This window comes from Ruegeria sp. F11, assembly GCF_056533855.1.
In genome coordinates, this window is record NZ_JBQFOW010000002.1 from 63,879 (window position 1) to 86,709 (window position 22,831).

The window sequence follows — 22,831 nt, forward strand, 5'->3', positions numbered from 1 at the left end:
GCCCTATTCGATCCGGACCGAGACGCGATCCGACCGGCCCTGCGCATCCACCACCACCAGTGCGGCAAATCCGGGCCCGGGATTGGGAATTTCGAACTCCCGCTGGCGCTGACCGGTCAGCACCGGAACCCCATCGGCCAGAACTGAAAACGGACCGACGCCACCGCGCAGTTTGACCGTCAGGGGCGCGCCGTTGGTCTCTAACACCGCACGATCCGGGGGAAACAGCAGGTCGGGCGCGGCTGGATCAACCTCAAACGCGGCCCCGCGCGGGCGGAAGCGCTGCAGCGGCTGCGGCAATCGGGCCGCGCCCACGATCAGGGTTGAGGGCGGCGGGGGCGGCAATGGGTCAATCGTGGGTTTCAGGTGGCCGAACGCCTCAAACAGCAGGGGGGCGGCAAGGTCGCCTCCAAACGCGCCCGGAACCGGGGTTCCATCGGCGCGGCCCAGCCAGACACCGATCACGTGCTGCCCGTCGAAGCCAATCGCCCAGGCATCCCGATGCCCGTAAGAGGTGCCGGTCTTATAGGCCAACCCGCTGGATGGTGCGCCGGGCGGCGGTGTGAGGCCCGCGAGGATATCCCCGACCTGCCAGGCAGAGGTTTCGGACAGGACACGCATGGTTGTCGCGGTGTCCGCCAGCAGGTCAGAGCGCAGCGTCGGACTTTGCCCGCCCGCGGCCAGTGCCGCATAAAGCTGGACCAGATCGTGCAGGCTCAGACCCACGCCGCCCAGTGAAACAGCCAGCCCCGGCGCACCGCCGCTCAGGCGCGGATCGGTCCCGGCGTCCCGCAGCGCGGCCATCACGCGGGCCGGTCCCAGCTCGTGCGTCAAGCGCACGACGGGGATGTTCAGCGACATTTGCAATGCTTCCCGCACCCGCACATCGCCTCGAAACACACCATCGAAATTGCGCGGTGCATAGCGTCCAAACATCACCGGGCTGTCGCTGATCAGCGTTTCGGGGTGGGCCAGCCCCTGATCGAAGGCCAGTCCGTAAATCAACGGCTTCAGCGTCGACCCCGGCGAGCGCAGCGCGCGGGTCATGTCCACGAACCCCTGCCGTGCGTCCTGATAGCCCGCCGACCCGACCGAGGCCAAAATCTCTCCGCTTTGATGATCCACCACCATCAGCGCGCCGGACACACGGGGGCCAGCGCGCGATGCCGCCTGAGCGACCAACGGTTCAAGCCGGGCCTGCAGGTCCGCGTTCAGGGTCAGGTCGTGGGTGCTGACCTCGGGGTGTTGGCGATGCGCGCGCTCGGTCAGATGTGGGGCGAGACGCGGGAAGGGGGTCATCTGCGCGGGCATCGCTTCGGTCAGCGCGCTGCGCGTCTCGGACGCCGACAGAACCCCAAAGCGCTGCATCCGGCCCAGCACGCGATCCCGCGCGTCGCGCGCTATATCGGGGTTGCGGTCGGGCCGCCGGGCCTCGGGCGATTGCGGCAGAGCGATCAGCAGCGCGGCCTGCGCCGGTGTCAGGCGCGCCGGGTCTTTGCCGAACCATGCGCGGGTTCCGGCGCGGATGCCTTCGAGATTGCCACCATAGGGCGCATGAGTCAGATAGAGGTTCAGAATCTGCTGTTTGCTCAGCCGCCTCTCCAGCGCCAATGCGACCCTAATCTGGCGGATTTTACCGCTCCACCGCCTGGTTGACCCATCCTCGATCAGTCGCGCGACCTGCATGGTCAGGGTCGATCCGCCCGAGACCACGCGCCCGTTCCAAAGCGATTGCCCTGCGGCGCGCAGCATCGCAACCGGATCGACACCTGCGTGGCTCAGGAATCGCTTATCCTCGTACCGGATCAGCATGTCGGTGAAGGACGGATCGACCGGGCCGGATCGCAGCCGCCAGATGCCATCTTCAACCGGAAAAACACGAAGCAGCGCCCCGGTGCGGTCGCGCATTTCAACTGATGTTTCGGCCAGAACCGGGGGCAGGATGGTCGCGTTCACCCAGTCCTCGGCTCGGTCCTGCGCGAAACCGGCCAGGTAGAGCAGCCCGGCAAGGGCCAGTAGCCAGCGCGAGGGTCTAGGCATCGACCCATCCCTCCCACAAATCCCGGCAGTGGGTGCCAAGGCCTGAGGTGTGGACGGTCAGTTCCGCCCGGTGGTTTGCCGAAGCACAGAGAACCGTTTCGTCGTTCAACCGCGTGTAGACCTGATCAAGCCGCGACGGGTTGCACGCGAGAGTGTCCTGCCGGTCCAGACGCCGCCCATGGGCGGTGGCTATTGCGGCTCTGCCAGTCATCTGACCTCGACGCGACTGGTGTCGGTTCGGGCGCGGTTTTGCGGGCGGTACATATCCTCGACCGATGCGGCCGGGTGATGGAACTCTCCGGGCGTGACCGCGCGGGCCACATAGGCCAGCGTCACCGTGCGGCGATCCGACAGATCGACGGCGGCCAGAAACCGGTCCGAGCGGAACTCGGAATGGGTGGCTTCGGACAGGTCGAGCCAGTCGAGCGACCGCACATCACCCGAGCGCAGCAGGCTTGGATTGTCGATCTCGATCCCCGCTGCCAGCGGGTCATCCACCATCAGCCGCGCCCCTCCGTTCTCAAAAGGTGTGACCGTTAGAACCGTCACGAACCGGTCGCCGACCGCAAAAGCGGACGGGTCAAGCGGTTCGCCCTCCATCGAGTAATAGGCGCGCTGGATCGCATATCCGGTGCCACCCGCCGCAGACGCGGTTTCCGGGATGCCAGTGACGGTCAGGGTGATGTCCGTGGGGCTTCCGTTTGCGGCGGTGATGTTCAGTTCTTCCGTGTGGGCGGCGTCCAGAACCTGTACGAAGGGGCCATCGACTGGCGTGCCATTCATCAGCAGGCCCGACCCTGCGGGGTCCGAGACCAACGCATGCGCTGCCAGCAACGACCACGCGGCTTCCTGCGTCGACAGATGCGAACGGCCTGCGGCAACCCGCTGGATCAGGGCGTCGCGATCCACCGCCTCGCTTCCGGCATCCACGGCCAGTGTCAGCAGCCCCGCCGCATCGCGCAGGTTCGTGCCGTAATCCGCGCGCCAGTAGGTCTGCGTTTGATCGGGCTGCCGGGCCAGCATTTGCGCGGCGCGGGTGAACATGGCATCGGCGCGCCTCTGATCGCCATATGATGCCAGCGCAGCCCCCAGTTGCGCAGCGGCAAGGGGTGTGTCGAAGGCGTCGCCCTTCACATCCGCATAGTAGCGCAGATCGCCCATGGCAGCGGCCCCTTCGCGCGCCAGAACCATCAGCGCGTAAGCGATGTCCTGCCCGCCCGTGTCGAAATCGGGCGCATAGTTGATCCGGTTGCGCAGGTTATCCATCGCCTGCGCAAAGGCGCGATCCGGGACGGTATGTCCCTGCACCCGCGCGCGGGATAGGAAATCGGTCACGTAGGCGTCCAGCCAGAAATCACCGCTGCCCGCGCGCCAGAGGCCGAATGCCCCGTTCGAGGCCTGCCGCGACAGGATGCTGCGGATCGAAGTACCGATGCGCTGATCCATCGCCGGTCCGTCGCCGAGCCCCGAGGCCTGCGCGACCGAGGACAGGTACAAGAGCGGCAGCGCTTGGCTGGTGATCTGCTCGGTGCAGCCATAGGGGTAGCGGTCCAGCCGGTCCAGCAGGCCGGGTGTGTTGAATTTAGCCAGCGGTCCGGCAGACAGGATTGCTTTGGCTGAACCGGGCCGGAACCCGTCAAAGACATCCTGCGAGAGCAAGAAACTGTCGCCAGAGCCCAGCGAAAACCGTCTAGTTAGAGCCACAATCGGGTCATTCTCGCGCACTGGCATCCGCAAAGTTTGACTCAGGTCGCGCCCGTCCGGCGTAGTGATGGACAGGCTGATTTCGGGATCGCCAACCGCAGTGGCGCGGAGCGGGATGTCGAACACGGCCTTACCGCCCTCTTCAAGGGTGAAGCTGGTGGGGGCCTGTCCCAGTTCCAGTTCGCCCGAGGAGGTCAGCCCCAGCGCCATCTCTCCGGCGGGGCCATCGGTATGGACGATTTCCAGCAGCATGCGGCTTTGATCACCGGGGGCCAGAAAGCGCGGCAGGCTGGCGGTGACGACCACCGGGTCGCGGACGATCATCTCGGCCTCGGCCTGTCCCACCGCCGCCTTTGACCACGCCACCGCCATCAGACGCACGGTGCCGTTGAAGGCGGGCAGGGGGATGTCGACCTCGGCCTCTCCGTTGGCGTTAACCTGAACGGGGCCGCGGAACACGGCCATCAGGTCCTGTGTCGGCGGCGGAGACTGACGCCGCAGCCCGTTATCGGCGTCGCCACCAGAACGGACCGTGCCCATCGCGCCGTTCATGCCGTCGATCAGGCGGCCATAGACATCCCGCAGGTCAACACCCAGCCGCCGCTGGCCGAAGTAATGCGCCTGCGGGTCGGGGCTTTCGAACCCTGTCAGGTTCAGGATGCCCACATCCACGGCAGCGAGCGTCAGCCAGACCGGGTCGCCTTCGCGCGCATTTTCGACCCTGATACGGGCCTTTTGCATCTGGCGCGGGGACGTGACGGCTGGGACATTAATCGTCACGTCCAGCTTGCGCCCCACCGGATCAACAGCGGCATGGGCCACGCCCAGGGTCCGCGCGGGGTTCTGCCCGGAAGAGACATCCATGGGCCGGATCACGGTCGCGGTGACATAGGCTCCGGTACCCCAGTCCTGCGTGACTTCGATGGGGATCACGGTTTCGCCTTCGGGCACCTCGATCATCTGGCGCTGGATCAGGCGGTTCGACAGAACCTCGATCTGCGCGACGCCCGCCATGCGCGGAACGATGCGCAACTGCGCCGTGTCGCCCGCACGATAGGTGTCGCGATCCAGCGACATCTCCAACCGGTCCGGCGTGGTCGAGGCGTCGCCGCCCTGATACCAGCCCGCGTAGAAATCCACCGCCGTTTCGGCATAGGCCCCATCCACGCTTTGCACCACCAGCTCATACCGGCCCCAATCGACCGGTTGCGTCAGTGTCAGCGGGTCTGACGTATAGTCGACCTCCCCCGTGGCGATGCGCGTGCGGCGCGTGGTGGGTTCCCAGTTCCAGTTGCCGTACAGTTGATACCACTGATAGCGCGTCTCGACCCGGTTCAGGGTCCAGCGCAGGCGCATCGGGCTGGGGGTCAGATCGGAGGACAGGCCGACGATCTGGAACGTAGCCTCGGTGCCTTCGGGGATCACGTCGTCAAACAGGCGTTTCACGCCGATCACGGGTTGCGAGGGCTGAACTGGGGCGACCAACCGGCGTTCCACCGGGCGGCCCGATCCGTCGGCCAGGCGGGCGATCACGGTGGCCTCAACGGGCCTGCCTTCAGTCTCTAATAATGGGATTTTCACCGCAACCGTTGCCTGACCGGCGGTATCCGTGCGGGCATCGCCGAAATAGCTGCTCTTGGTCTGGATGTCCGCGTCATAGCGGCCGAAGTGGTAGCCTTCGAAGCCCGGAACTGTGCCCGAGGCGCGGGCGATGACCTGCCCGTCGATGCTCAAATCCGCGCCCGGAGCGCCAAACAGATACCGCGCGTCGATCTGCAAGGGCGGGCTGTCGCCGGGGCGCAGGGGGGCGTCGGGCAGGGACAGGGTGAAATCGATGCGTTCCGGCAGGAAATCCTCGACCAGAACCTTTTGCCGGGCCAGTGCGTCTGCCTTAGGGTCGGATTTGACCTCGATCTTCCAGGCCCCGCGCGGCACGTCTGCCGCGACGGGTAGGGCAAACACATGCCCTCCGGCGACGCCGCCATCCGAGACGATGCGGCGGTATTCCACCCCATCCGGGCGATACAGGATAGCGGTTAGTGGCAGGCCTTCGATGGCCTGCGCCTCGGCATCGCGGGACAGGGCGGTCAGGTGGATCACCTCTCCGGCACGGTATGCGCCCCGGTCGGTGGTCAGGAACACATCGACCGGACCCGCAGGCGCGCGGCCTTCAACGCCGCGATCGGACAGGTCAAAGGCCGGGTCGGTCAGGGACAGGAAGCTGAAATCCTGATCGCCATCGGCGGCCATAACCAGCGCAGGCGCGCTGGCCCCGGTGCCTCGGGTTAGGCCGGGTTCGAACCTTGCATAGCCGGTGGCATCGGTCCGAGATTTGGCAATCACCGCGTTGGCTTTGGAGACCAGAGAGACCTCGATCCCCGCGCGCGGCAGGGCATCGTGCAACCCGCGCACGGTGACATGCAGGCCGTCGGTTCCCAGCGCCGTGCTGACACCCAGATCGGTCAGCACGAACCACTGCGTCGCGCCGGGGTCGTCATAGGGATCGGCCCCCGGAACGCGTGCGGTCAGCGCATAGATGCCCGCAGGTTGATCCTTGATCGCCTCGGCCATGGGCAGGCGGGCGGTCATGGTCTGGTTCAGCTGGTTGGGGACTTCGGCGGTGCCGGACCAGATATCCTCGGCGATCTCGTCCGAGAATTCGCGCTCTTGCCACTGGCTGAGCGGGCGGCCAAAGAAATCCTGTTGCACCGCGCGCAGCAGGTTGCGGTCGCTGACGCGCCGCAGGGTCAGGTCCAGTTCTGACAGGTTGACGGTTTCCACCGGCAGGGCAGCGTCGGCGGATTTAGGCAGCACATAACTGCGCCCCGGAAATCGGACCGAGGGCGCTCGGTCGCGCACGTAATGGGTCAGGTCCACATTTCGGTTCAGCACCTCGCCCGAGGCCGCAGGTAGGCCCGCGCGCAGGGTCAGCCGGTACCGTTCACCATGCGCCACGCCGTCGACACACAGGCCTGAACCGTCGACTTGCACGATCAACCCTTCGTCACCGCGCTGCACGAAGGGATCGTAATCGACCCCCGCCTTGACCAGCGGTTCTGAGAATGTGACGCAGATGCGCGGAGCCTCGGCATTGCTTTCCACCGTGCTGTCCAGCACCCGGAAGCCGTATTTCCCGATAGCGTCATTCAGCGCGGCCAGCACATCCTCGCGCGGTTGCAACTGTTCGGCCAGCCGCAGAACCGGGATCATGTCGCGGCCACGCTCGACCTGTTCCAGCGCTTGTGCAAGCGTCATTAACGCGGCCATCTGAGTGCCGGGGGCTTCGGCCCGCAGATACCCGTTGATCGCCGCGTTCAGCGCGCGGGTGCGGAGGGCGCGTTTTTCGTTCCAGTCCGAGGAATTCATCGCCAGCAACAGCCGCGCATACTCGACCCACAAATCCGGCGCATCGCTGAGCGAAACCGCAACCCCGGTCCACTGCATTGCCTGAGTCACGTTTCCTGCACTGCGCGCCGCATCCAGAACGGTTTTCAGATCGTATCCACCAGCGGGATGAACAAAGCCCAAATCCCGCGACTGTTTTCCGGCCTGGATCAGATCGGCGTCTCGCAGGATGTCCAGCGCATCTGCGTGCGTTTTGCCCAATGTTAGGGTCGATTCAGTGGTCAGAACCTTTCGGGCCGACACCGCGCCCTCATAGGCTTCCTCACGGTTCACGCCGCTTTTGGGAAAACACGCATTGGACCGGGCGTTATACGTGAAGGCCGTGCACAAATCATTGGCCGAGCACGCCTGAATACAGGATTTCAGGTCCGTATCGAACAGAGCATCCAGATCCGAGCCGTAGAAATCCGCATCCCGCGTGGCGATATAGCGAAACTCGGGCACCGCGTTTTGCGCCCAGACGGCAGCGGGAAGAATGAGATGCAGAAAAACGTAAGTGATTGAAATCAGGGCAAAGCGGTGCATTGCGGCCTCCTCTTTGTCATCAGCCTTGCATGGCGCGCGCCGATTGCGCAACGGCTTAAACACTTTTTCATGCTCTGCCGAGATGGTGACAGCAGGCTGATCCGGAATCGCGAAAAATGAGTCTTGCAAACAAACTGGCACAGGAACGACGCGCGCGGCTGGCGGCTGAGCGGTTGTTGCATCTGAAACAGGCGGAACTGTCCGCCGCCAACCGCAAGCTGGGCCGTCACGCCATCGCCCTGACCAAACGCATCGGTGAAACCCAGGCCGAGGTGGAAACCGTCCGGGATGAGAATGAAAAGGTAAAATCCGACCTGACCGAAGCCAATGCCAAGATCGAACTGGCCGAGCGGCGGCTGTGGCACTCGATCCAGACCATTCAGGACGGGTTTGCGTTCTTTGACGGCAATAGCCGGCTAATCAGCGCCAACGCGGCGTATCTGAGCGTGTTCGAAGGGCTGGATGAGGTCGCGCCGGGTATTTCCTATAACCGCATTCTGGACCTGCTGACGACCGAGGGGATCGTCGATATCGGCCATGAACCGGCGGCGGACTGGCAGGCGGCGATGCTCGACCGCTGGGCCCGCCCGAACCCTCCGCCGGTGGTGATCCAACTGTGGAACGGCGAATACATCCGCCTGATCGACCAGCGCGGCAGCAGCGGCGATGTGGTCAGCCTAGCGCTCAACATCACCGCCTCGGTCCGGCATGAGGCCGAGTTGAAAGCCGCGCGCGAACGGGCCGAGGCCGCAAACCGGGCGAAATCGGCCTTTCTGGCCAATATGAGCCATGAGATCCGAACCCCGATGAACGGCATTGTCGGCATGACCGAACTGCTGACCGAAACGCCCATGGACGAAGAACAGCGGCTCTATGTGAACACGATCCGCAACTCGGGCGAGGCGCTGTTGGTCATCATCAATGATGTTCTGGACTATTCCAAGATCGAGGCCGACAAGCTGATCCTGCACCCCGAACGGTTCGATCTTGAACGCTGCATCCTTGAGGTGGCGATGCTGATGCAGCCCAGCGTGCGCGACAAGGGGTTGAACGTGCTGGTGGATTACGACCTGTTCATGCCGACGCTGTTCATGGGCGACCCCGGGCGCATTCGGCAGATTCTGACCAACTTGATGGGCAATGCGGTCAAGTTCACCGCCAAGGGCCACGTTCTGGTGCGGGTCACAGGCGTGCCGCATCCCGACCGGCAAAGCTGTGATATTCACGTGGCGATCGAAGACACCGGCATTGGGATCGAGGCGGACAAGATCGGGCATATATTTGGTGAGTTCAACCAGGTCGAGGATGAACGCAACCGCCGTTTTGAGGGCACCGGGCTGGGGCTGGCCATCACCAAACGCCTGATCACCTTGATGGACGGCACGGTCTGGGTTGAAAGCGAACCGGGGCAGGGTTCGTGTTTCGGGTTCCGGGTGTCCCTGCCGATTGCCGAAGGCGCCCAGCCCGCGCCGCCCGATCTGGTCGGGCACCTGAACCACGTCATGATTGTCGAGGATATGGTGGTGAATCGCGCCATCCTGACCAAGCAACTGGGCCGCCTTGGCGTCCGCGTCACGGTCTGCGCATCTGGCCGGGACGCTCTGTCGCAGATGAGCGCTTCTGTAGAACTGCTGCTCTGCGATCACGATCTGCCGGACATGGACGCGCTGGAGTTGGCGACCTTGCTTAAGGAGCGCGGATGGGGCGAGGTGCCAGTGGTGTTGATGTCAGCAAATCCGGCTCTGATCCATGCAAATCCTGTCCGTCACCTGATCGAGGGCGTGCTGCAGAAACCCATTTCTCGAGCGGAACTATATGCAAAGCTGAAAACGTTCGAAGGTCCTGCAGAGCAGTTGGTCGCGCAAGACGATGCCGCCATCCCTCCCGCGCCGCCGGGCGAGCCCTCCGCTGGCAGACGGCTGATGCGAGTGCTTGCCGCCGAGGATAACCGGACCAATCAGTTGATCCTGAAGAAGATGGTCAAAGACCTGACCATTGAATTGCGCTTTGCCGATAACGGGATCGAAGCGGTTGAGGCCTATCGGGAGTTCGACCCGGACCTGATCTTCATGGATATCTCGATGCCCGGCATGGATGGCAAGCAGGCCACCACCGAAATCCGGCGGCAAGAGGTTGAGACGGGGCGTCACGTGCCCATCGTGGCCCTGACCGCGCACGCGCAGGCCGGGGATGATCAGGGCGTATTGGCCGCCGGGCTGGACCACTACCTGACAAAGCCGCTGCACAAGACCCTGATCCATCAGATGATCCGGCAGCATGTGCCCAAGGACGCCAGCCCTTTGATTTCCGAAACCGAGCAGGCGGATTAGGGCGTTTTGCGTTTTGTCTGGGGCAAACTCATCGAAATGCGCGTTCGACCGAAAGAAGAGGCAGCGTATTTCGATTCAAATCAAACGCAAAGCGCCCTAGGCTGAGCCAATGTCAAAAACCCGCGAATTCCGCCCCCGTGCCTTGGGCGAAATTGCCATCCGCTGCGCCGATATGCAGGCGATGGTTGCGTTCTATGAAAACGTCATCGGACTTGAGTGTCTGCACGGCGATCACAACAGCGCCATCACCTTTTTTCGCATTGCCGAAGGGTTCGGCGGGCACACGCAGGTTCTGGCGCTGTTTCACCACAACACAGGGCCGCGCTCCGGCTTGCATCCGACCAGCGAAACGCAGCCTGTGACTGGCGGCGGATCATCCTTGCATCACATCGCCCTGTCCCTGCCGTTTGCGGAACAGCAGGCCGTGATGCGCTGGTATGACGCGCTCGGGCAACCCTACCGGGTTGAAACCTTCGGCTGGATCGGCTGGCGCGGGATATTCACCGAGGACCCCGAGGGCAACACGGTCGAACTGGTCTCTTACGATCCGTCGCTCTTGGATCAGGCCTGATAGGGGCGCAGGAATACCGGCTTGTCCTCGTCCGACAGGTCGGGGCGGTACGCATAGCCGCCGGTGTCGAAATCCAACAGGCCTTTCGGGTCTGTCAGGCGGTGCTGGATGATGTAGCGCGCCATCGCGCCCCGCGCTTTCTTGGCAAAGAAGCTGACGATCTTTGGTGTGCCCGCCTTGTCTTCCATAAAGACCGGAGTGATCACGCGGAGCTTCAGGGCCTTGAGGTCGACCGCGCCAAAGTACTCCTGACTGGCGCAGTTGATCAGCACGTCGCTGCCAATCTCGCTGGCCTGCGCGTTCAGGGCTTTGCTCAGTTGGTCGCGCCAGTAGTCGTACAGGTTCTTGCCGCGCCGGGTTTTCAGCTTGCTGCCCATCTCAAGCCGATAGGGCTGAATGGCGTCCAGCGGGCGGAGCACACCGTAAAGGCCGGACAGGATGCGCAGATGGTCCTGCGCCCAGGCCAGTTCCTCGGTATCCAACGAGGCGGCTTCCAGCCCTTGATAAGTGTCACCTGCAAAGGCCAACGCGGCGGGCCGGGTGGTATCCGCGCACGGCGCATCGGAAAAAGCGCGATAGCGGTCGCGGTTCAGGCGGGCGAGATCATCGCTCAGGTCCATCAGTTTTTTCAGATCGCCCAAGGTCAGGTTGCGGGCGGTTTTCGACAACCGGATCGCGTCGTCCTGAAAATCGGGCTGCGTCAGCTCAACATCCCGCTCGGCCCAGTCCAGCCGCTTGGCCGGGGAAATCACTGTCAGCATATCCGCCCTCGTTCCTTGCCTGTTGGGCCGTATCTAGCTCGCTTGCCGCAGCACGTCCAGAAAGGCTGAGCCAAACCTTTCGTGACGACGATCGCCCAGCACCTGTTCCATCCCGCGCGGATCATCGGGGCGCAGTTGTGCCACCTTCGCCAGTTGCGAAGCGGTGCAGGTCAGCGGCTTGTCGATGCCATCTGGCCCGCGTGCCAAGTTGTTTTGCACGGCCAGCAACTGATCGTAGATATCTCCCTGTTCCCGGCCCGCCAGTTTGCGGCGGGCGGGGTGGACCGCTTCGGCCTCCCCGGCGATCACTTCAAGGAAGGTGTCGCCGTAGCGCTCCAGCTTTTTCGCGCCCACGCCGCCGATCCGGGCCATGTCGTCCAGCGTCATCGGGCGTTTCTCGGCCATTTCGATCAGGGTGCGGTCGGGGAAAATGACATAGGCCGGGACGCGCTGGGATTCCGCTAGCGCACGTCGTTTGGCTTTCAGCGCGCTCAGCAGTGGTGCGTCTTCCTCGGACACCATCGCCTTGACCGCGGGGCGGCGGGTGGCCTTGCGGATCGTGTCCTTGCGTAGGTCGATCTGCGCCTCACCCTTCAGGATCGGCTTGGCGGCCTGGGTCATGCGCAATGCACCGTGACGCTCGGGGTCGGGGCGGACCAGATCGTGGCCCATCATCTGCCGGAAGATCGCCTGCCATTGGGCGCGCGACCAGTCCGTGCCGATACCGTAAGTGGACAGAGCGTCATGGCGACGGGCGCGGATTTTGTCGGTTTCATTGCCCAGCAGAATGTCGATCAGGTGCCCCGCGCCGAACCATTCCTCGGTGCGCAGGATCGCGGACAGGGCCATGCGGACGGGCGTGGTGCCGTCGAACACCTCTGGCGGGGTGTCGCACAGATCGCATTTGCCGCAGGGTTCGGCCTGTTCGCCGAAGTACACCAGCAGGCTCTGACGGCGGCATTTCAGGGCCTCGGCGAGTCCCAGCAGCGCATTCAGCCGCGCGTGGTCGGCCATGCGGCGTTCGGGCGGGGCGAGGCCTTCGTCGATCTGGGATCGGCGCAGGCGGATGTCATCAGGGCCGAAAAGAGTGAGGGTTTCCGCTGGCCCACCATCGCGGCCTGCGCGGCCGATTTCCTGATAATACGCCTCGATCGATTTCGGCAGGTCCGCATGGGCGACCCAGCGGATATCGGGTTTGTCGATGCCCATGCCGAAGGCCACGGTGGCGACCACGATCAGCCCATCCTCGCGCGCGAAACGGGTTTCGACGATGCGGCGATCTTCGGGGTCCATACCGCCGTGATAGTGGCAGGCCACGTGGCCTTCGGCGCGCAGGGCCTGCGCCAGCACCTCGGTCTTGTTGCGGGTGCCGCAATAGACGATGCCCGACTGGCCTTTACGGGCGGCGGCGAAATCCAGCACCTGTTTGCGCGGCCCGTCCTTGGCACCAAAGGCCAGATGGATATTGGGCCGGTCGAACCCGCGCAGGAATTTCCGGGGTTCGGTGCCGTCGAACAGCTTTTGAACGATCTCGTCCTGCGTTTCGGCGTCTGCCGTCGCCGTAAACGCCGCCAGAGGCACATTCAACGCGCGCCGCAGCTCTCCGATCCGCAAGTAATCGGGGCGGAAATCATGGCCCCATTGGCTGACGCAATGGGCCTCATCGACGGCAATCAGGCTGACATTGATCCGGCGCAGCATGCCCAAGGCGGAGCCGGCGGCCAGCCGTTCCGGGGCCATGTAAAGCAGTTTCAGCCGCCCGGCCTCCAACGCCTCCCACACCGCGTCGGTTTCCTCGGGGGTGTTGCCCGAGGTCAGTGCACCGGCCTCAACCCCCGCCTCCTGCAGCCCGCGCACCTGATTGCGCATCAGAGCGATCAGCGGAGAGATCACCACCGTCACCCCGTCGCGCAGCAGCGCAGGCAGTTGAAAACACAGGGATTTGCCACCGCCCGTGGGCATGATCGCCAGCACGTTTTCGCCCGCCGTGACGGCATCGACAATCTCCTCCTGCCCGGGGCGGAAGGTGTCGAATCCAAAGACGTCTCGCAACAAGGGTGCGGAGTCGAACATGCGTCGGGAAGCCCTGTATTAGGAATTATCTGCTCTTAAAACAGGACAATCACATACTAAGATTCGGTGAACAAGAGGTCAGACGAAATAGACCGCATTGTTGATCAGGATGATCCGCAGCGCGTAGACCGCGATCAGCACCACCAGAGGTGTCAGGTCCAGCCCGCCCATATTGGGCAGGATGCGGCGGATCGGGCCATAGATAGGCTCCAACAAGCGGTTCAGCCCGTACCAGATCTGCGCCACCAATTGCTGGTGCAGGTTCAGCACCTGAAAGTTGATCAGCCAGCTCATGATCACATGAGCAAGGATGATGAACCAGACAATGTCCAGGATCAGCAGCAGGATTTGGATCAGCGACAGCATGGGCCCTCCGGTCGTCAATTGCCCAGAGACCTAAGCGCCCCCGCGTCAAAGAGCAAGTGCGCGCCAACAGAACGCTTGCGAATTGCCCCAAAGCCCCGTCTTATGAAAACAACGATAACAGGGGCAGAGATGGCTGAGATTTCCAGGCGCAGGCGCATTTGGGGCTGGTGGTTTTTCGACTGGGCGTCGCAACCCTTTCACACATTGTTGGTGACATTTGTGTTCGGCCCGTATTTCGCCGGGGTGGCTGCGGGATATTTCGCGGGCACCGGACTGGATGCGCAGGCCGCGGCTGCGCGGGCGCAGACGGTCTGGGCGAATTGCCTGACCATCACCGGGCTGATCATCGCATTCGGAGCGCCCCTGCTGGGCGCAATGGCGGATGTCTCGGGGCGGCGTATTCCATGGATTTTCGCGTTCTCGGTGATGTATGCCGTGGGCTCTGCCGCGCTGTGGTACACGATGCCGGATGGGTCGAACATGTGGCTGATGCTGTCGGCGTTTGGTCTGGGCTTTGTGGGTGCCGAATACGCGCTAATCTTCATCAACTCGCAACTGCCCGAACTGGGCGATGACGATGAGGTGGGTGAGATTTCCGGCTCGGGCTTTGCCTTTGGCTATTTCGGCGGGCTGATTTCTTTGGCGATCATGCTGACGCTGTTTGTCGAGCAGCCCAACGGCAAGACCCTGATCGGGATTGATCCGGCCTTTGGACTGGACGCGGCGCAGCAGCAGGGCACGCGGTTCGTCGGGCCATTCACCGCCGGTTGGTTTGTCCTGTTCATGGTGCCCTATTTCCTTTGGGTGCGGGATGATCCGGACAGCGGCAAGCATGGATCGCTAGGCGAGGCGTTGCGGCTGCTGGGCAGATCCATTTCCGACCTGCGCCACCGGGTCAGTCTGGCCAGCTATCTGGGCTCGTCCATGTTCTACCGCGATGCGCTGAACGGGCTTTACAGTTTTGGCGGCGTCTATGCGCGGCTGGTGCTGGAATGGGGGCTGATCAAGATCGGCGTCTTCGGGATTGTCAGCGTTCTGGCCTCGGCGGTTTTTGCCTGGATCGGAGGCAAGGCCGACAAGAAATTCGGCCCTAAACCGGTGATTTTGGTGGCGATCTGGGTGCTGATCTTCGTCTGCCTGACCGTTGTATCGATGGACCGGACGCAGATTTATGGCATCTCGCTGCCAGAAGGGTCCGGCCTGCCGGATATCGTGTTCTTCGGCTGCGGCGTGTTGATCGGAGGGATGGGCGGCATCCTGCAATCGGCCAGCCGGTCGCTGATGGTGCGCCATACTGATCCCGCCGCGCCGGTGGAAAGCTTTGGCCTTTACGGCCTGTCGGGCCGCGCCACCGCATTTGCCGCACCGCTGCTGATCGGGATTGCAACAACTGTCACCGGCAACGCCCGTCTTGGGGTGTCACCGATCATTCTGTTGTTTATTCTGGGGCTAATCCTGATGCGCTGGGTGAGGCCGGAAGGAGATCAGAGCAGATGATTTTATTACGTTTTCTGGCCGTTCTGGCCGCATTGACACTGGCAGGCACAGCGGGGGCGCAACCTCTGGCCAAGCAATTGTTCGGGGCGCAAAAGGCCGGGTCGCAGCAAAAATCAGCCGCGTTCGGCAGTTATTCGCGCGGCTGCGCGGCGGGGTCGGTGCAATTGCCCGAGACGGGACCCACATGGCAGGCCATGCGCCTGTCGCGCAATCGCAACTGGGGGCATCCGCAGGCGATCGATTATGTGCAGGACCTCAGCAAGTTTGCGGCCAGGCAACCGGGATGGAACGGTCTCTATATTGGGGATATCAGCCAGCCGCGGGGTGGGCCGATGACCTCGGGCCATCGTTCGCATCAGTTGGGGCTGGACATTGATATCTGGATGCTGCCCGGCGACAACATGCGCCTCAGCCGCAAGGCGCGCGAGAATATCTCGTCGATCTCCCTGCGCCGCGCGGGCGGGGCTTATGTAAACGGCAACTGGACCAAACAGCATCATGCGGTGTTGCGTGAGGCCGCAAAGGACAAGCGCGTCGCCCGGATCTTTGTCTTTCCCGGCGCGAAAGTGCAGATGTGCAATGACGAAAAGGGCAACAAGGCTTACTTGCGCAAGATCAGGCCGTGGTGGGGGCATCACTATCATTTCCACGTGCGTCTGAAATGCCCCAAGGGCTCGCGCGGTTGTGTCAATCAGGACCCGCCGCCCAAGGGTGATGGCTGTGCCGAGGCGCAGCAATGGGTGCAGAATATCCTGAACCCGCCGCCGCCCGACCCGAACGCGCCTCCACCCAAGAAACGCCGGGAGTACCGGTTGGCCGATTTGCCCCAGCAATGCGCCGCTGTTTTGCAATCCAACTGATTGCCGCTTTGCTTCTGGCCCTGCCGGTGCAGGCGGTTGAGGTCAAAACGGCGACCCTTCTGGACAGCTTCACATGGCACCACAGTGCCGATTGGTTCGGAGGGTTCTCGGCGCTGCATCTCTCACCAGATGGGCGCAACGCGATGGTGCTGAGCGACCGCGCCTTGCTGGCTTCGGCGCAGATTGAACGAGACGGGGACCGGATCACAGGCGTTCGGATATCAGACCAATGGCCGGTTCTTTCCAGCACCGGGCGTAGACTGCCAGGCTATGTGGGCGATTCCGAGGGGATCGCGATTGCGCCGGATGGCGGCTTTTACATCTCGTTTGAAGGGGTCCACCGCGTGGCCTATTACGCGGAGCCGGGAGCAAAAGCCCGCGTGTTGCCACGCCCAGCTGCGTTTGACCGGCTGGATGGCAACGGCTCGTTCGAGGGGTTGGCCATCGACGACGAGGCCCGACTTTACACCCTGACCGAAAAAAGCCGCACCGAACAGGGCGACATACCCGTGTACCGCTGGGACGGGCACGCATGGTCCACGCCCTTTGTTCTGCCGCACCGGGGCAAATTCCTGCCCGTATCCGCCGATTTCGACCCGGACGGGCGGTTCTACGTGCTGGAGCGTGCAGTGTCCGTGCCCGGCTTCCGCTCCCGCCTGCGGCGCTGGAACCTTACCGACGATCACCCGAGCGCCGAAGAAGTTCTGTTTGAAACCACCACTGGCACCCATGACAACCTCGAAGGTCTGTCGATCTGGCGCGATGATCAGGACCGGTTGCGCGCCACGATGATCTCGGACGATAACTTTCTGGCCCTGCAGCGCACCGAACTGGTGGAATATCTGCTGCCCGATTGACAGGCCTTGGGCAAAGGTCTAAAGGCACGGCTTGCCTTGGGATTCCCCCTTGGCCAAGTCGCCGCTACCTTGTCAAAACGGGCATCAAAACATGCAACGCAGCTTTATTCCCGGCATTCTTGCCATGGCCGCCATCGTCGTGGCCTCGAACATCCTGGTCCAGTTCCTGATCTTTGACGGGCTGTTGACCTGGGGTGCCTTCACCTATCCGCTGGCCTTTCTGGTCACCGACATCATGAACCGCGTCTATGGCGTGGCCACCGCCCGCAAGGTGGTGTTTGCAGGTTTCATCACCGGCATCATCTGCTCGCTGATCGGCAGCCAGATCATGCTGCAGGGCGACGGCTTCACCTATGCCGCCGTGCCGTTGCGCATCGCCGTGGCATCGGGCACTGCCTTCCTGATCGCACAACTGACCGACGTCACCGTGTTCAATTCGCTGCGTGGGGGCCGCTGGTGGCGCGCGCCGCTGGTCTCGACGCTGGTCGGATCGGCGCTGGACACGGCGATCTTCTTCACGCTGGCCTTCTCGGCCTCGGTCACGATCTTCGGGGCCAATGCCGACGCCGCGATCAACTGGGCGTGGGAGCCGGTGCCCTTTATGCTGTCTGGCCCGTTGGTGCCACTCTGGGTAACGCTGGCCTTTGCCGACTGGCTGGTGAAACTGTCGCTGGCGCTGATCGCACTGATCCCCTTCAAGGTGATTGTCGCCCGCCTGACCGCCGCACAGCCCGCATAAAAAAGTTCTTTGAGAATGGCGCATCTTGTGTCACCATCCCTATCAACCGCAACAGATAGAAAAGGAGGTGATCCAGTGTCGAGAAAGAGATTGGAGAGAGGTGTCGGAACAACCGGGGGGATCGCCTGCTAGGGCAGCCCTTGGTGGGGCGCTCGCCCCGGCTGGTCAACGGATCTAACCGACCCGACCTCCTGAACTTTCGAAGGGCCGTCCCGCCGGGTCGGCCCTTTTTGTTTCTGCGTGCGGCAGGTATGGTCGCCCTCATGTTGCGCATCACCGACGATATCACCCTGCAAGATTGGGAAATGACGGAAAGCTTCGTGCGATCGTCCGGCCCCGGCGGGCAGAACGTGAACAAGGTGTCCACAGCTGTTGAGCTGCGGTTCGAGGCCGCGCGCTCACCGTCGCTGCCCGATCCGGTCAAGAACAGGTTGAAACGTCTGGCCGGTCGCCGCTGGACCAAGGATGGCGCGATCATCATCCAATGCGAGGAAACCCGGTCTCAGGCCCGCAACCGCGAGATTGCCCGCGCCCGGCTGGCCGAACTCATCACCCGCGCGTTGGTCAAGCCGAAACGCCGGATCGCCACGAAACCCACCTATGGCTCGGTCAAACGCAGGCTGGCGGCCAAAAAGGCGCGCGGGGACGTCAAGGCGCTGCGGGGGAAAGTCTCGGAAGAATAATCTGGTAACTTCGCACGGCCTTGCTAGTCTGATCCGGGCAGCGGAGGGCAAGGTCATGAGGTTAGAGGGCAAAACCGCAATCGTCACCGGCGGGGCGTCCGGTTTCGGGGCCGGTATCGCGCAGAAATTCCTGACTGAAGGGGCCCGCGTGATGATCGCCGATATCAACGGCGATGCCGCGCAAGACATGGCCGCACAGCTTGGCCCGAACGTCATCGCGCAGCAGGTGGATGTGGGCGACAGGGCCTCGGTTCAGGCGATGGCCGACGCAGCTCATGCCGCTTACGGACAGCTCGACATTCTGGTCAACAACGCAGGCGTCACCCACCTGCCGACCCCGCTGGAAGACGTCAGCGAAGACGATTTCGACCGCGTCTTCAACGTGAACATGAAATCGGTCTATCTGACCGCCCGAGCCTTCGTGCCCGCCATGAAACAGCGGGGCGTCGGAGCAATCCTGAACGTGGCCTCCACGGCGGGCCTGTCCCCGCGTCCCAACCTCAACTGGTATAACGCCTCCAAAGGCTGGATGATCACGGCGACAAAAACCATGGCCGTCGAACTCGCCCCGTCGGGCGTCCGGATCAACGCCATCTGCCCAGTGGCGGGCGAAACCCCGCTGCTGAAATCCTTCATGGGCCAGGACACCCCCGAAATCCGCGCCAAATTCCTGTCGACCATCCCGCTGGGCCGCTTCTCCACCCCCGAAGACATGGCCAACGCCGCCCTGTTCCTCTGCTCGGACGAGGCCAGCATGATCACCGGCACAGCCCTAGAGGTGGACGGTGGCCGCTGTATCTGATCCATCCTTCATCTGGCCAAAAATATCCCCGCCGGAGGCAGCGCGCATCAGCGCGCTCCCCCGCCAACGCCAAAGACCGACATGACCCCCGGACCGCGAAACCTGATCACCGATATCCCCGGCCTGAAGGTCGGAAACGCGCAGGACGAGGGGCTGAAATCCGGCACTACCGTCCTGACCGCAGACCAGCCCTTTACCGCCTCGGTGCATGTGATGGGCGGCGCGCCCGGCACGCGGGAAACTGACCTGCTGGCCCCGGACAAATCGGTCTCACACGTGGATGCGATCACCCTGTCCGGCGGATCGGCCTTTGGGCTGGACGCCTGTTCCGGGGTGTCGGATGCGCTCAGAGCGCATGGCCGGGGCTATCCGGTTGGCGATGTCCGAGTGCCTATTGTGCCGGGCGCGATCCTGTTCGATCTGTTGAACGGAGGCGACAAGACCTGGTCCGAAAACCCTTATCGTGCGCTGGGCGGAACCGCATTTGAAAGCGCCGCTCAGGATTTCACCCTGGGTTCGGTTGGCGCGGGAACCGGGGCGCTTGCGGCGATGCACAAAGGGGGGCTCGGTTCGGCCTCGCTGGTGCTGGCGTCGGGCATAACGGTCGGCGCGCTGGTGGCCGCAAACCCTCTGGGTAGTGTCACAACGCCCGGAGACCGCCATTTCTGGGCCGCCCCCTTTGAGGTCGGCGATGAATTCGGCGGGCTGGGGCCAGATCCCGCATCCGGCCTTGGCCGCACCCATGTCAGCCGCAAGGCGCAACTGGTCAGACCGTCGGGCGCCGAACGCGGCAACACGACAATCGCCATCGTCGCCACCGACGCGCGGCTGACCAAAGCCCAATGCCACCGTATGGCCGTCGCTGCCCATGACGGTATCGCACGCTCGGTTGTCCCGTCGCATACGCCCGGCGACGGCGATCTGGTGTTCGGGGTCAGCGCCGGGCAGCACCCCTGCCCGGATGAGGGCGCGTTGGGCCTTATCGGACATGCCGCCTCGCTGTGTCTGGCGCGGGCGATTGCGCGGGCGGTTTATCTGGCGTCCCCGGCGGCGGGCGATCTTTTGCCCTGCTGGTCGGATCTACATGACAAAAGTTAAGGATCGGGCAATCACCGCCGCTACCATATGCCACCACGCGGCAATCCGCGCGTTGACTCTCTGCTGTCTCGGCGGTCCTGTCTTGGCAGCCAAATTGTATCGGAGCTATGACCATGAATCGCATCCTTGTTACTGCCATTATCGGCCTGTTGGCCGTTCCCGCTTATGCCGAAGGTGACGCAGAAGCCGGCAAGAAAGCCTTTAACAAGTGCAAATCCTGCCACATGATTGCCGATCCCGCTGGCGAAGTGATTGTCAAAGGCGGCAAGACCGGCCCGAACCTCTTTGGTATCGAAGGTCGCACTGCAGGTACGTATGAAGGGTTCAAATACGGCGACAGCATCGTGGCCGCCGGTGAAAACGGGCTGGTCTGGGACGAAGAAACCTTTGTCGCCTATTCGCAGGACCCCAAAGCGTTTCTGAAAGACTATCTGGGCGAAACCTCGGCCAAGTCGAAAATGACGTTCAAGCTGAAAAAAGGCGGCGCGGACGTATACGCCTACATCGTCAGCGTGTCCGGCGAATAACGCCTGACCTCAAGACCCTTATGAACAAGGACGAAAGGCCGCAGCCCCTGCGGCCTTTCGTGCGGTTGATCTGATGCAGCATCGCGGCCACTTTGGGCCCGACGGCGCGACAGATCATGCGCCGCAACGCCAAGCCGATCCGGCCGCAGCACAATCCTACATTCCCGCCGGGCAGGCGGATCGGCAGCAGGAGACAACAGATGGGAATCATGATCCCGGCCTGGGTGGACGGAGAACTGGCCCCCGTAGACAAGCTTGAGGCGCATGAGAAAGGCCTGAGGCACAAGGCCGTGTCTGTCTTCGTCGTGCGGGGAACCGAGATACTTTTGCAGCGCCGGGCGCTGGGCAAGTATCACACGCCGGGGCTTTGGGCGAATACCTGCTGCACCCATCCCGACTGGAACGAAAGCTCATCCGCCTGCGCGGTTCGCCGCCTGCGCGAAGAACTGGGGATCACCGGTCTTTATCCTGAATACCGGCATCGGCTGGAATACCACGCGGACGTGGGCAACAGCATGGTCGAAAACGAAGTGGTCGATGTGTTTCTGGCCCATGTGCGCGGAGCGCTGAAGATCGAGCCTAATCCAAGCGAAGTGATGGATATCCGCTGGATCGACTACCACGATCTGCTGGCCGAGGTCGCCCGCCACCCGGACCGGTTCACGCCTTGGCTCAAGATCTATCTGCACAACCATGCTGACACGATTTTCGGCCCTGATCTTATCATCTCGGCCAAGACCTGAGCGCAATCGCTTGCAAGGGCGGCGCAACGCGCCTAAATCAACGCGTCATGGCCAAGCAGAAGCAGAAAACAGACCCGAATTACAAAGTGATCGCCGAAAACCGGCGGGCGCGCTTCGATTACGCGATCGAGGACGATCTCGAATGCGGCATCGTGTTGGAGGGTTCTGAGGTCAAATCCCTGCGCGCGGGTGGTTCGAACATTGCCGAAAGCTATGCCTCGGTTGATGATGGAGAGCTATGGCTGATCAACAGCTACATCGCGCCCTACGAGCAGGCCAAGGTCTTCAAGCACGAGGAACGTCGCCGCCGCAAGCTGCTGGTCTCACGCAAGGAACTGTCCAACCTTTGGAACGCGACCCAGCGCAAGGGCATGACGCTGGTGCCGCTGGTTCTGTATTTCAACCACAAGGGTCGGGCGAAGCTGAAGATCGGCATCGCCAAAGGCAAAAAGCTGCACGACAAGCGGGAAACGCAGGCCAAGCGCGACTGGTCACGTCAGAAGCAACGGTTGATGAAGGATCACAGCTAGAGTTGCGTACATTGTTCACTTTTGGGGTGAGGTGTATGATGTTCGACAGCAGAAAGCCCGAAGGCTTTTGGCCAAACGTCCGGCAGTGAGCCTTTCGCATCAAGCCGTTCCAAATAAGATCTAGATGGTTTCAATCAGAAGGTGCTTGCTCGGGGTTCGATTGACAAACTCGTCTTCTATCCAGCGAAGTACGCGTCGCTGCCCACCAAAGGCCACCATCTCAATCGCATCTTGAAAACTAACCCATCGGTAGTCGCTGTGTTCATGATTCAGTGTTACCGCCGCTGAAGCGTCCACGAATGCAACAAATACTGGCGCTATCGTAATCGCGTCGCGATCGGGTTCATAAAATTGTTCGCAAATATCGGCCGAGTAAAGAGTTTTAGGCTTCAAGCCAGTCTCTTCAAAAAGCTCTCGTATAGCTGTTTGCCAAGCCGTTTCACCATCTTCGATGCCTCCCGCCACCTGACACCATTCGCCTATAAGGGATTGTGTTCTCTTTAGAAGCAGAACTTCGTGCCGCGTTTCAGTTGTTCGAATAGCAACAAGCGATGCGAGGAATGACCTGATTGGAATTTCCGCCAAGAACTTTACTCCGCACCTAAAGAGATGAAGTGTGGGTGACAAAGTATCACTTCGTCTCCACAACCGACATCGCGCAGTGTCGCTCAACGCGCATGTTCAATGTGCCAAAGACACAGCCCATCACCCTTTCTAGTC

19 protein-coding genes are annotated in these 22,831 nt (G+C 62.5%); 12 read left to right on the forward strand and 7 right to left on the reverse strand.

Annotation, left to right across the window (positions count from 1 at the left end):
* Positions 1 to 3: 3 nt before the first annotated feature.
* Genes pbpC through ACR0NJ_RS02855 form a run of 3 tightly spaced genes read right to left on the reverse strand, consistent with a single transcriptional unit; the run spans position 4 to position 7,674 of the window.
* Positions 4 to 2,040 (reverse strand): penicillin-binding protein 1C, encoded by a 2,037-nt coding sequence (gene pbpC / locus ACR0NJ_RS02845; protein WP_480815620.1) that lies wholly within the window; start codon positions 2,038 to 2,040, stop codon positions 4 to 6.
* Positions 2,033 to 2,251, reverse strand: a complete 219-nt coding sequence (locus ACR0NJ_RS02850) for a hypothetical protein (protein ID WP_480815621.1) — start codon at positions 2,249 to 2,251, stop codon at positions 2,033 to 2,035. The genes pbpC and ACR0NJ_RS02850 overlap by 8 nt, the downstream gene beginning before the upstream one ends.
* Complete coding sequence (locus ACR0NJ_RS02855; RefSeq protein ID WP_480815622.1) at positions 2,248 to 7,674, reverse strand: alpha-2-macroglobulin family protein; 5,427 nt, start codon at positions 7,672 to 7,674, stop codon at positions 2,248 to 2,250. The genes ACR0NJ_RS02850 and ACR0NJ_RS02855 overlap by 4 nt, the downstream gene beginning before the upstream one ends.
* A gap of 116 nt (positions 7,675 to 7,790) precedes the next feature.
* Here ACR0NJ_RS02855 and ACR0NJ_RS02860 point away from each other — a divergent pair, with 116 nt between their 5' ends.
* Together ACR0NJ_RS02860 and ACR0NJ_RS02865 are read left to right on the forward strand one after the other, a co-directional pair.
* Entirely contained in the window at positions 7,791 to 10,004 is a 2,214-nt protein-coding gene (locus tag ACR0NJ_RS02860; protein ID WP_480815623.1) for a response regulator, read from the forward strand.
* Between the two features lie 109 nt (positions 10,005 to 10,113).
* Entirely contained in the window at positions 10,114 to 10,575 is a 462-nt protein-coding gene (locus ACR0NJ_RS02865) for a VOC family protein (protein WP_480815624.1), read from the forward strand.
* Here the strand turns inward: ACR0NJ_RS02865 and yaaA are convergent.
* From yaaA to ACR0NJ_RS02880, 3 genes are all read right to left on the reverse strand, one after another.
* The gene (yaaA, locus tag ACR0NJ_RS02870; RefSeq protein WP_480815625.1) at positions 10,566 to 11,336 is read right to left on the reverse strand and encodes a peroxide stress protein YaaA; all 771 of its coding nucleotides are present in this window, start codon (positions 11,334 to 11,336) and stop codon (positions 10,566 to 10,568) included. The two genes, ACR0NJ_RS02865 and yaaA, sit on opposite strands and share 10 nt — an antisense overlap.
* Positions 11,337 to 11,369: 33 nt before the next feature.
* Positions 11,370 to 13,409, reverse strand: coding sequence for a DNA helicase RecQ (gene recQ / locus ACR0NJ_RS02875; RefSeq protein WP_480815626.1), 2,040 nt, complete (start codon positions 13,407 to 13,409; stop codon positions 11,370 to 11,372).
* A 78-nt stretch (positions 13,410 to 13,487) separates the two neighbouring features.
* The gene (locus tag ACR0NJ_RS02880) at positions 13,488 to 13,775 is read right to left on the reverse strand and encodes a YggT family protein (protein WP_480612054.1); all 288 of its coding nucleotides are present in this window, start codon (positions 13,773 to 13,775) and stop codon (positions 13,488 to 13,490) included.
* A gap of 129 nt (positions 13,776 to 13,904) precedes the next feature.
* Between ACR0NJ_RS02880 and ACR0NJ_RS02885 the strand changes: the two genes are divergently transcribed.
* The 10 genes from ACR0NJ_RS02885 (at position 13,905) to smpB (ending at position 22,111) form a co-directional block, all read left to right on the forward strand.
* Positions 13,905 to 15,272, forward strand: a complete 1,368-nt coding sequence (locus tag ACR0NJ_RS02885; RefSeq protein WP_480815627.1) for an MFS transporter — start codon at positions 13,905 to 13,907, stop codon at positions 15,270 to 15,272.
* Positions 15,269 to 16,132: a penicillin-insensitive murein endopeptidase gene (gene mepA, locus ACR0NJ_RS02890; protein WP_480815628.1), complete on the forward strand. Its 864-nt coding sequence runs from the start codon at positions 15,269 to 15,271 to the stop codon at positions 16,130 to 16,132. Before ACR0NJ_RS02885 ends, mepA begins: the two co-directional genes overlap by 4 nt.
* Entirely contained in the window at positions 16,105 to 16,989 is an 885-nt protein-coding gene (locus ACR0NJ_RS02895) for an esterase-like activity of phytase family protein (RefSeq protein WP_480815629.1), read from the forward strand. The genes mepA and ACR0NJ_RS02895 overlap by 28 nt, the downstream gene beginning before the upstream one ends.
* A gap of 91 nt (positions 16,990 to 17,080) precedes the next feature.
* Positions 17,081 to 17,728, forward strand: a complete 648-nt coding sequence (locus ACR0NJ_RS02900; RefSeq protein WP_480815630.1) for a queuosine precursor transporter — start codon at positions 17,081 to 17,083, stop codon at positions 17,726 to 17,728.
* Positions 17,729 to 17,991: 263 nt separating this feature from the next.
* Complete coding sequence (gene arfB / locus ACR0NJ_RS02905) at positions 17,992 to 18,411, forward strand: alternative ribosome rescue aminoacyl-tRNA hydrolase ArfB (protein ID WP_480815631.1); 420 nt, start codon at positions 17,992 to 17,994, stop codon at positions 18,409 to 18,411.
* 55 nt (positions 18,412 to 18,466) lie between these two features.
* A complete protein-coding gene (locus ACR0NJ_RS02910; RefSeq protein WP_480815632.1) occupies positions 18,467 to 19,213 on the forward strand; it encodes an SDR family oxidoreductase in 747 nt (248 codons plus the stop codon).
* An 81-nt stretch (positions 19,214 to 19,294) separates the two neighbouring features.
* The gene (locus ACR0NJ_RS02915) at positions 19,295 to 20,311 is read left to right on the forward strand and encodes a P1 family peptidase (RefSeq protein ID WP_480815633.1); all 1,017 of its coding nucleotides are present in this window, start codon (positions 19,295 to 19,297) and stop codon (positions 20,309 to 20,311) included.
* Between the two features lie 113 nt (positions 20,312 to 20,424).
* Positions 20,425 to 20,838 carry a c-type cytochrome gene (locus ACR0NJ_RS02920; protein ID WP_480815634.1) on the forward strand — a complete coding sequence of 138 codons (414 nt, stop codon included), beginning with the start codon at positions 20,425 to 20,427 and terminating at the stop codon, positions 20,836 to 20,838.
* Between the two features lie 200 nt (positions 20,839 to 21,038).
* Positions 21,039 to 21,581 (forward strand): isopentenyl-diphosphate Delta-isomerase, encoded by a 543-nt coding sequence (gene idi / locus ACR0NJ_RS02925; protein ID WP_480815635.1) that lies wholly within the window; start codon positions 21,039 to 21,041, stop codon positions 21,579 to 21,581.
* Between the two features lie 47 nt (positions 21,582 to 21,628).
* The gene (gene smpB / locus ACR0NJ_RS02930) at positions 21,629 to 22,111 is read left to right on the forward strand and encodes an SsrA-binding protein SmpB (protein ID WP_480612064.1); all 483 of its coding nucleotides are present in this window, start codon (positions 21,629 to 21,631) and stop codon (positions 22,109 to 22,111) included.
* A gap of 120 nt (positions 22,112 to 22,231) precedes the next feature.
* Here the strand turns inward: smpB and ACR0NJ_RS02935 are convergent, their stop codons facing one another.
* On the reverse strand, positions 22,232 to 22,696 hold the full coding sequence (locus tag ACR0NJ_RS02935; RefSeq protein WP_480815636.1) for an NUDIX hydrolase: 465 nt from the start codon (positions 22,694 to 22,696) through the stop codon (positions 22,232 to 22,234).
* Positions 22,697 to 22,831 lie beyond the last annotated feature (135 nt).

Bases quoted from the DNA above. Each gene is read 5' to 3' on its own strand.
- pbpC (WP_480815620.1), bottom strand. From the start codon at position 2,040: ATGCCTAGACCCTCGCGCTGGCTACTGGCCCTTGCCGGGCTGCTCTAC.
- ACR0NJ_RS02850 (WP_480815621.1), bottom strand. From the start codon at position 2,251: ATGACTGGCAGAGCCGCAATAGCCACCGCCCATGGGCGGCGTCTGGAC.
- ACR0NJ_RS02855 (WP_480815622.1), bottom strand. From the start codon at position 7,674: ATGCACCGCTTTGCCCTGATTTCAATCACTTACGTTTTTCTGCATCTC.
- ACR0NJ_RS02860 (WP_480815623.1), top strand. From the start codon at position 7,791: ATGAGTCTTGCAAACAAACTGGCACAGGAACGACGCGCGCGGCTGGCG.
- ACR0NJ_RS02865 (WP_480815624.1), top strand. From the start codon at position 10,114: ATGTCAAAAACCCGCGAATTCCGCCCCCGTGCCTTGGGCGAAATTGCC.
- yaaA (WP_480815625.1), bottom strand. From the start codon at position 11,336: ATGCTGACAGTGATTTCCCCGGCCAAGCGGCTGGACTGGGCCGAGCGG.
- recQ (WP_480815626.1), bottom strand. From the start codon at position 13,409: ATGTTCGACTCCGCACCCTTGTTGCGAGACGTCTTTGGATTCGACACC.
- ACR0NJ_RS02880 (WP_480612054.1), bottom strand. From the start codon at position 13,775: ATGCTGTCGCTGATCCAAATCCTGCTGCTGATCCTGGACATTGTCTGG.
- ACR0NJ_RS02885 (WP_480815627.1), top strand. From the start codon at position 13,905: ATGGCTGAGATTTCCAGGCGCAGGCGCATTTGGGGCTGGTGGTTTTTC.
- mepA (WP_480815628.1), top strand. From the start codon at position 15,269: ATGATTTTATTACGTTTTCTGGCCGTTCTGGCCGCATTGACACTGGCA.
- ACR0NJ_RS02895 (WP_480815629.1), top strand. From the start codon at position 16,105: ATGCGCCGCTGTTTTGCAATCCAACTGATTGCCGCTTTGCTTCTGGCC.
- ACR0NJ_RS02900 (WP_480815630.1), top strand. From the start codon at position 17,081: ATGCAACGCAGCTTTATTCCCGGCATTCTTGCCATGGCCGCCATCGTC.
- arfB (WP_480815631.1), top strand. From the start codon at position 17,992: ATGTTGCGCATCACCGACGATATCACCCTGCAAGATTGGGAAATGACG.
- ACR0NJ_RS02910 (WP_480815632.1), top strand. From the start codon at position 18,467: ATGAGGTTAGAGGGCAAAACCGCAATCGTCACCGGCGGGGCGTCCGGT.
- ACR0NJ_RS02915 (WP_480815633.1), top strand. From the start codon at position 19,295: ATGACCCCCGGACCGCGAAACCTGATCACCGATATCCCCGGCCTGAAG.
- ACR0NJ_RS02920 (WP_480815634.1), top strand. From the start codon at position 20,425: ATGAATCGCATCCTTGTTACTGCCATTATCGGCCTGTTGGCCGTTCCC.
- idi (WP_480815635.1), top strand. From the start codon at position 21,039: ATGGGAATCATGATCCCGGCCTGGGTGGACGGAGAACTGGCCCCCGTA.
- smpB (WP_480612064.1), top strand. From the start codon at position 21,629: ATGGCCAAGCAGAAGCAGAAAACAGACCCGAATTACAAAGTGATCGCC.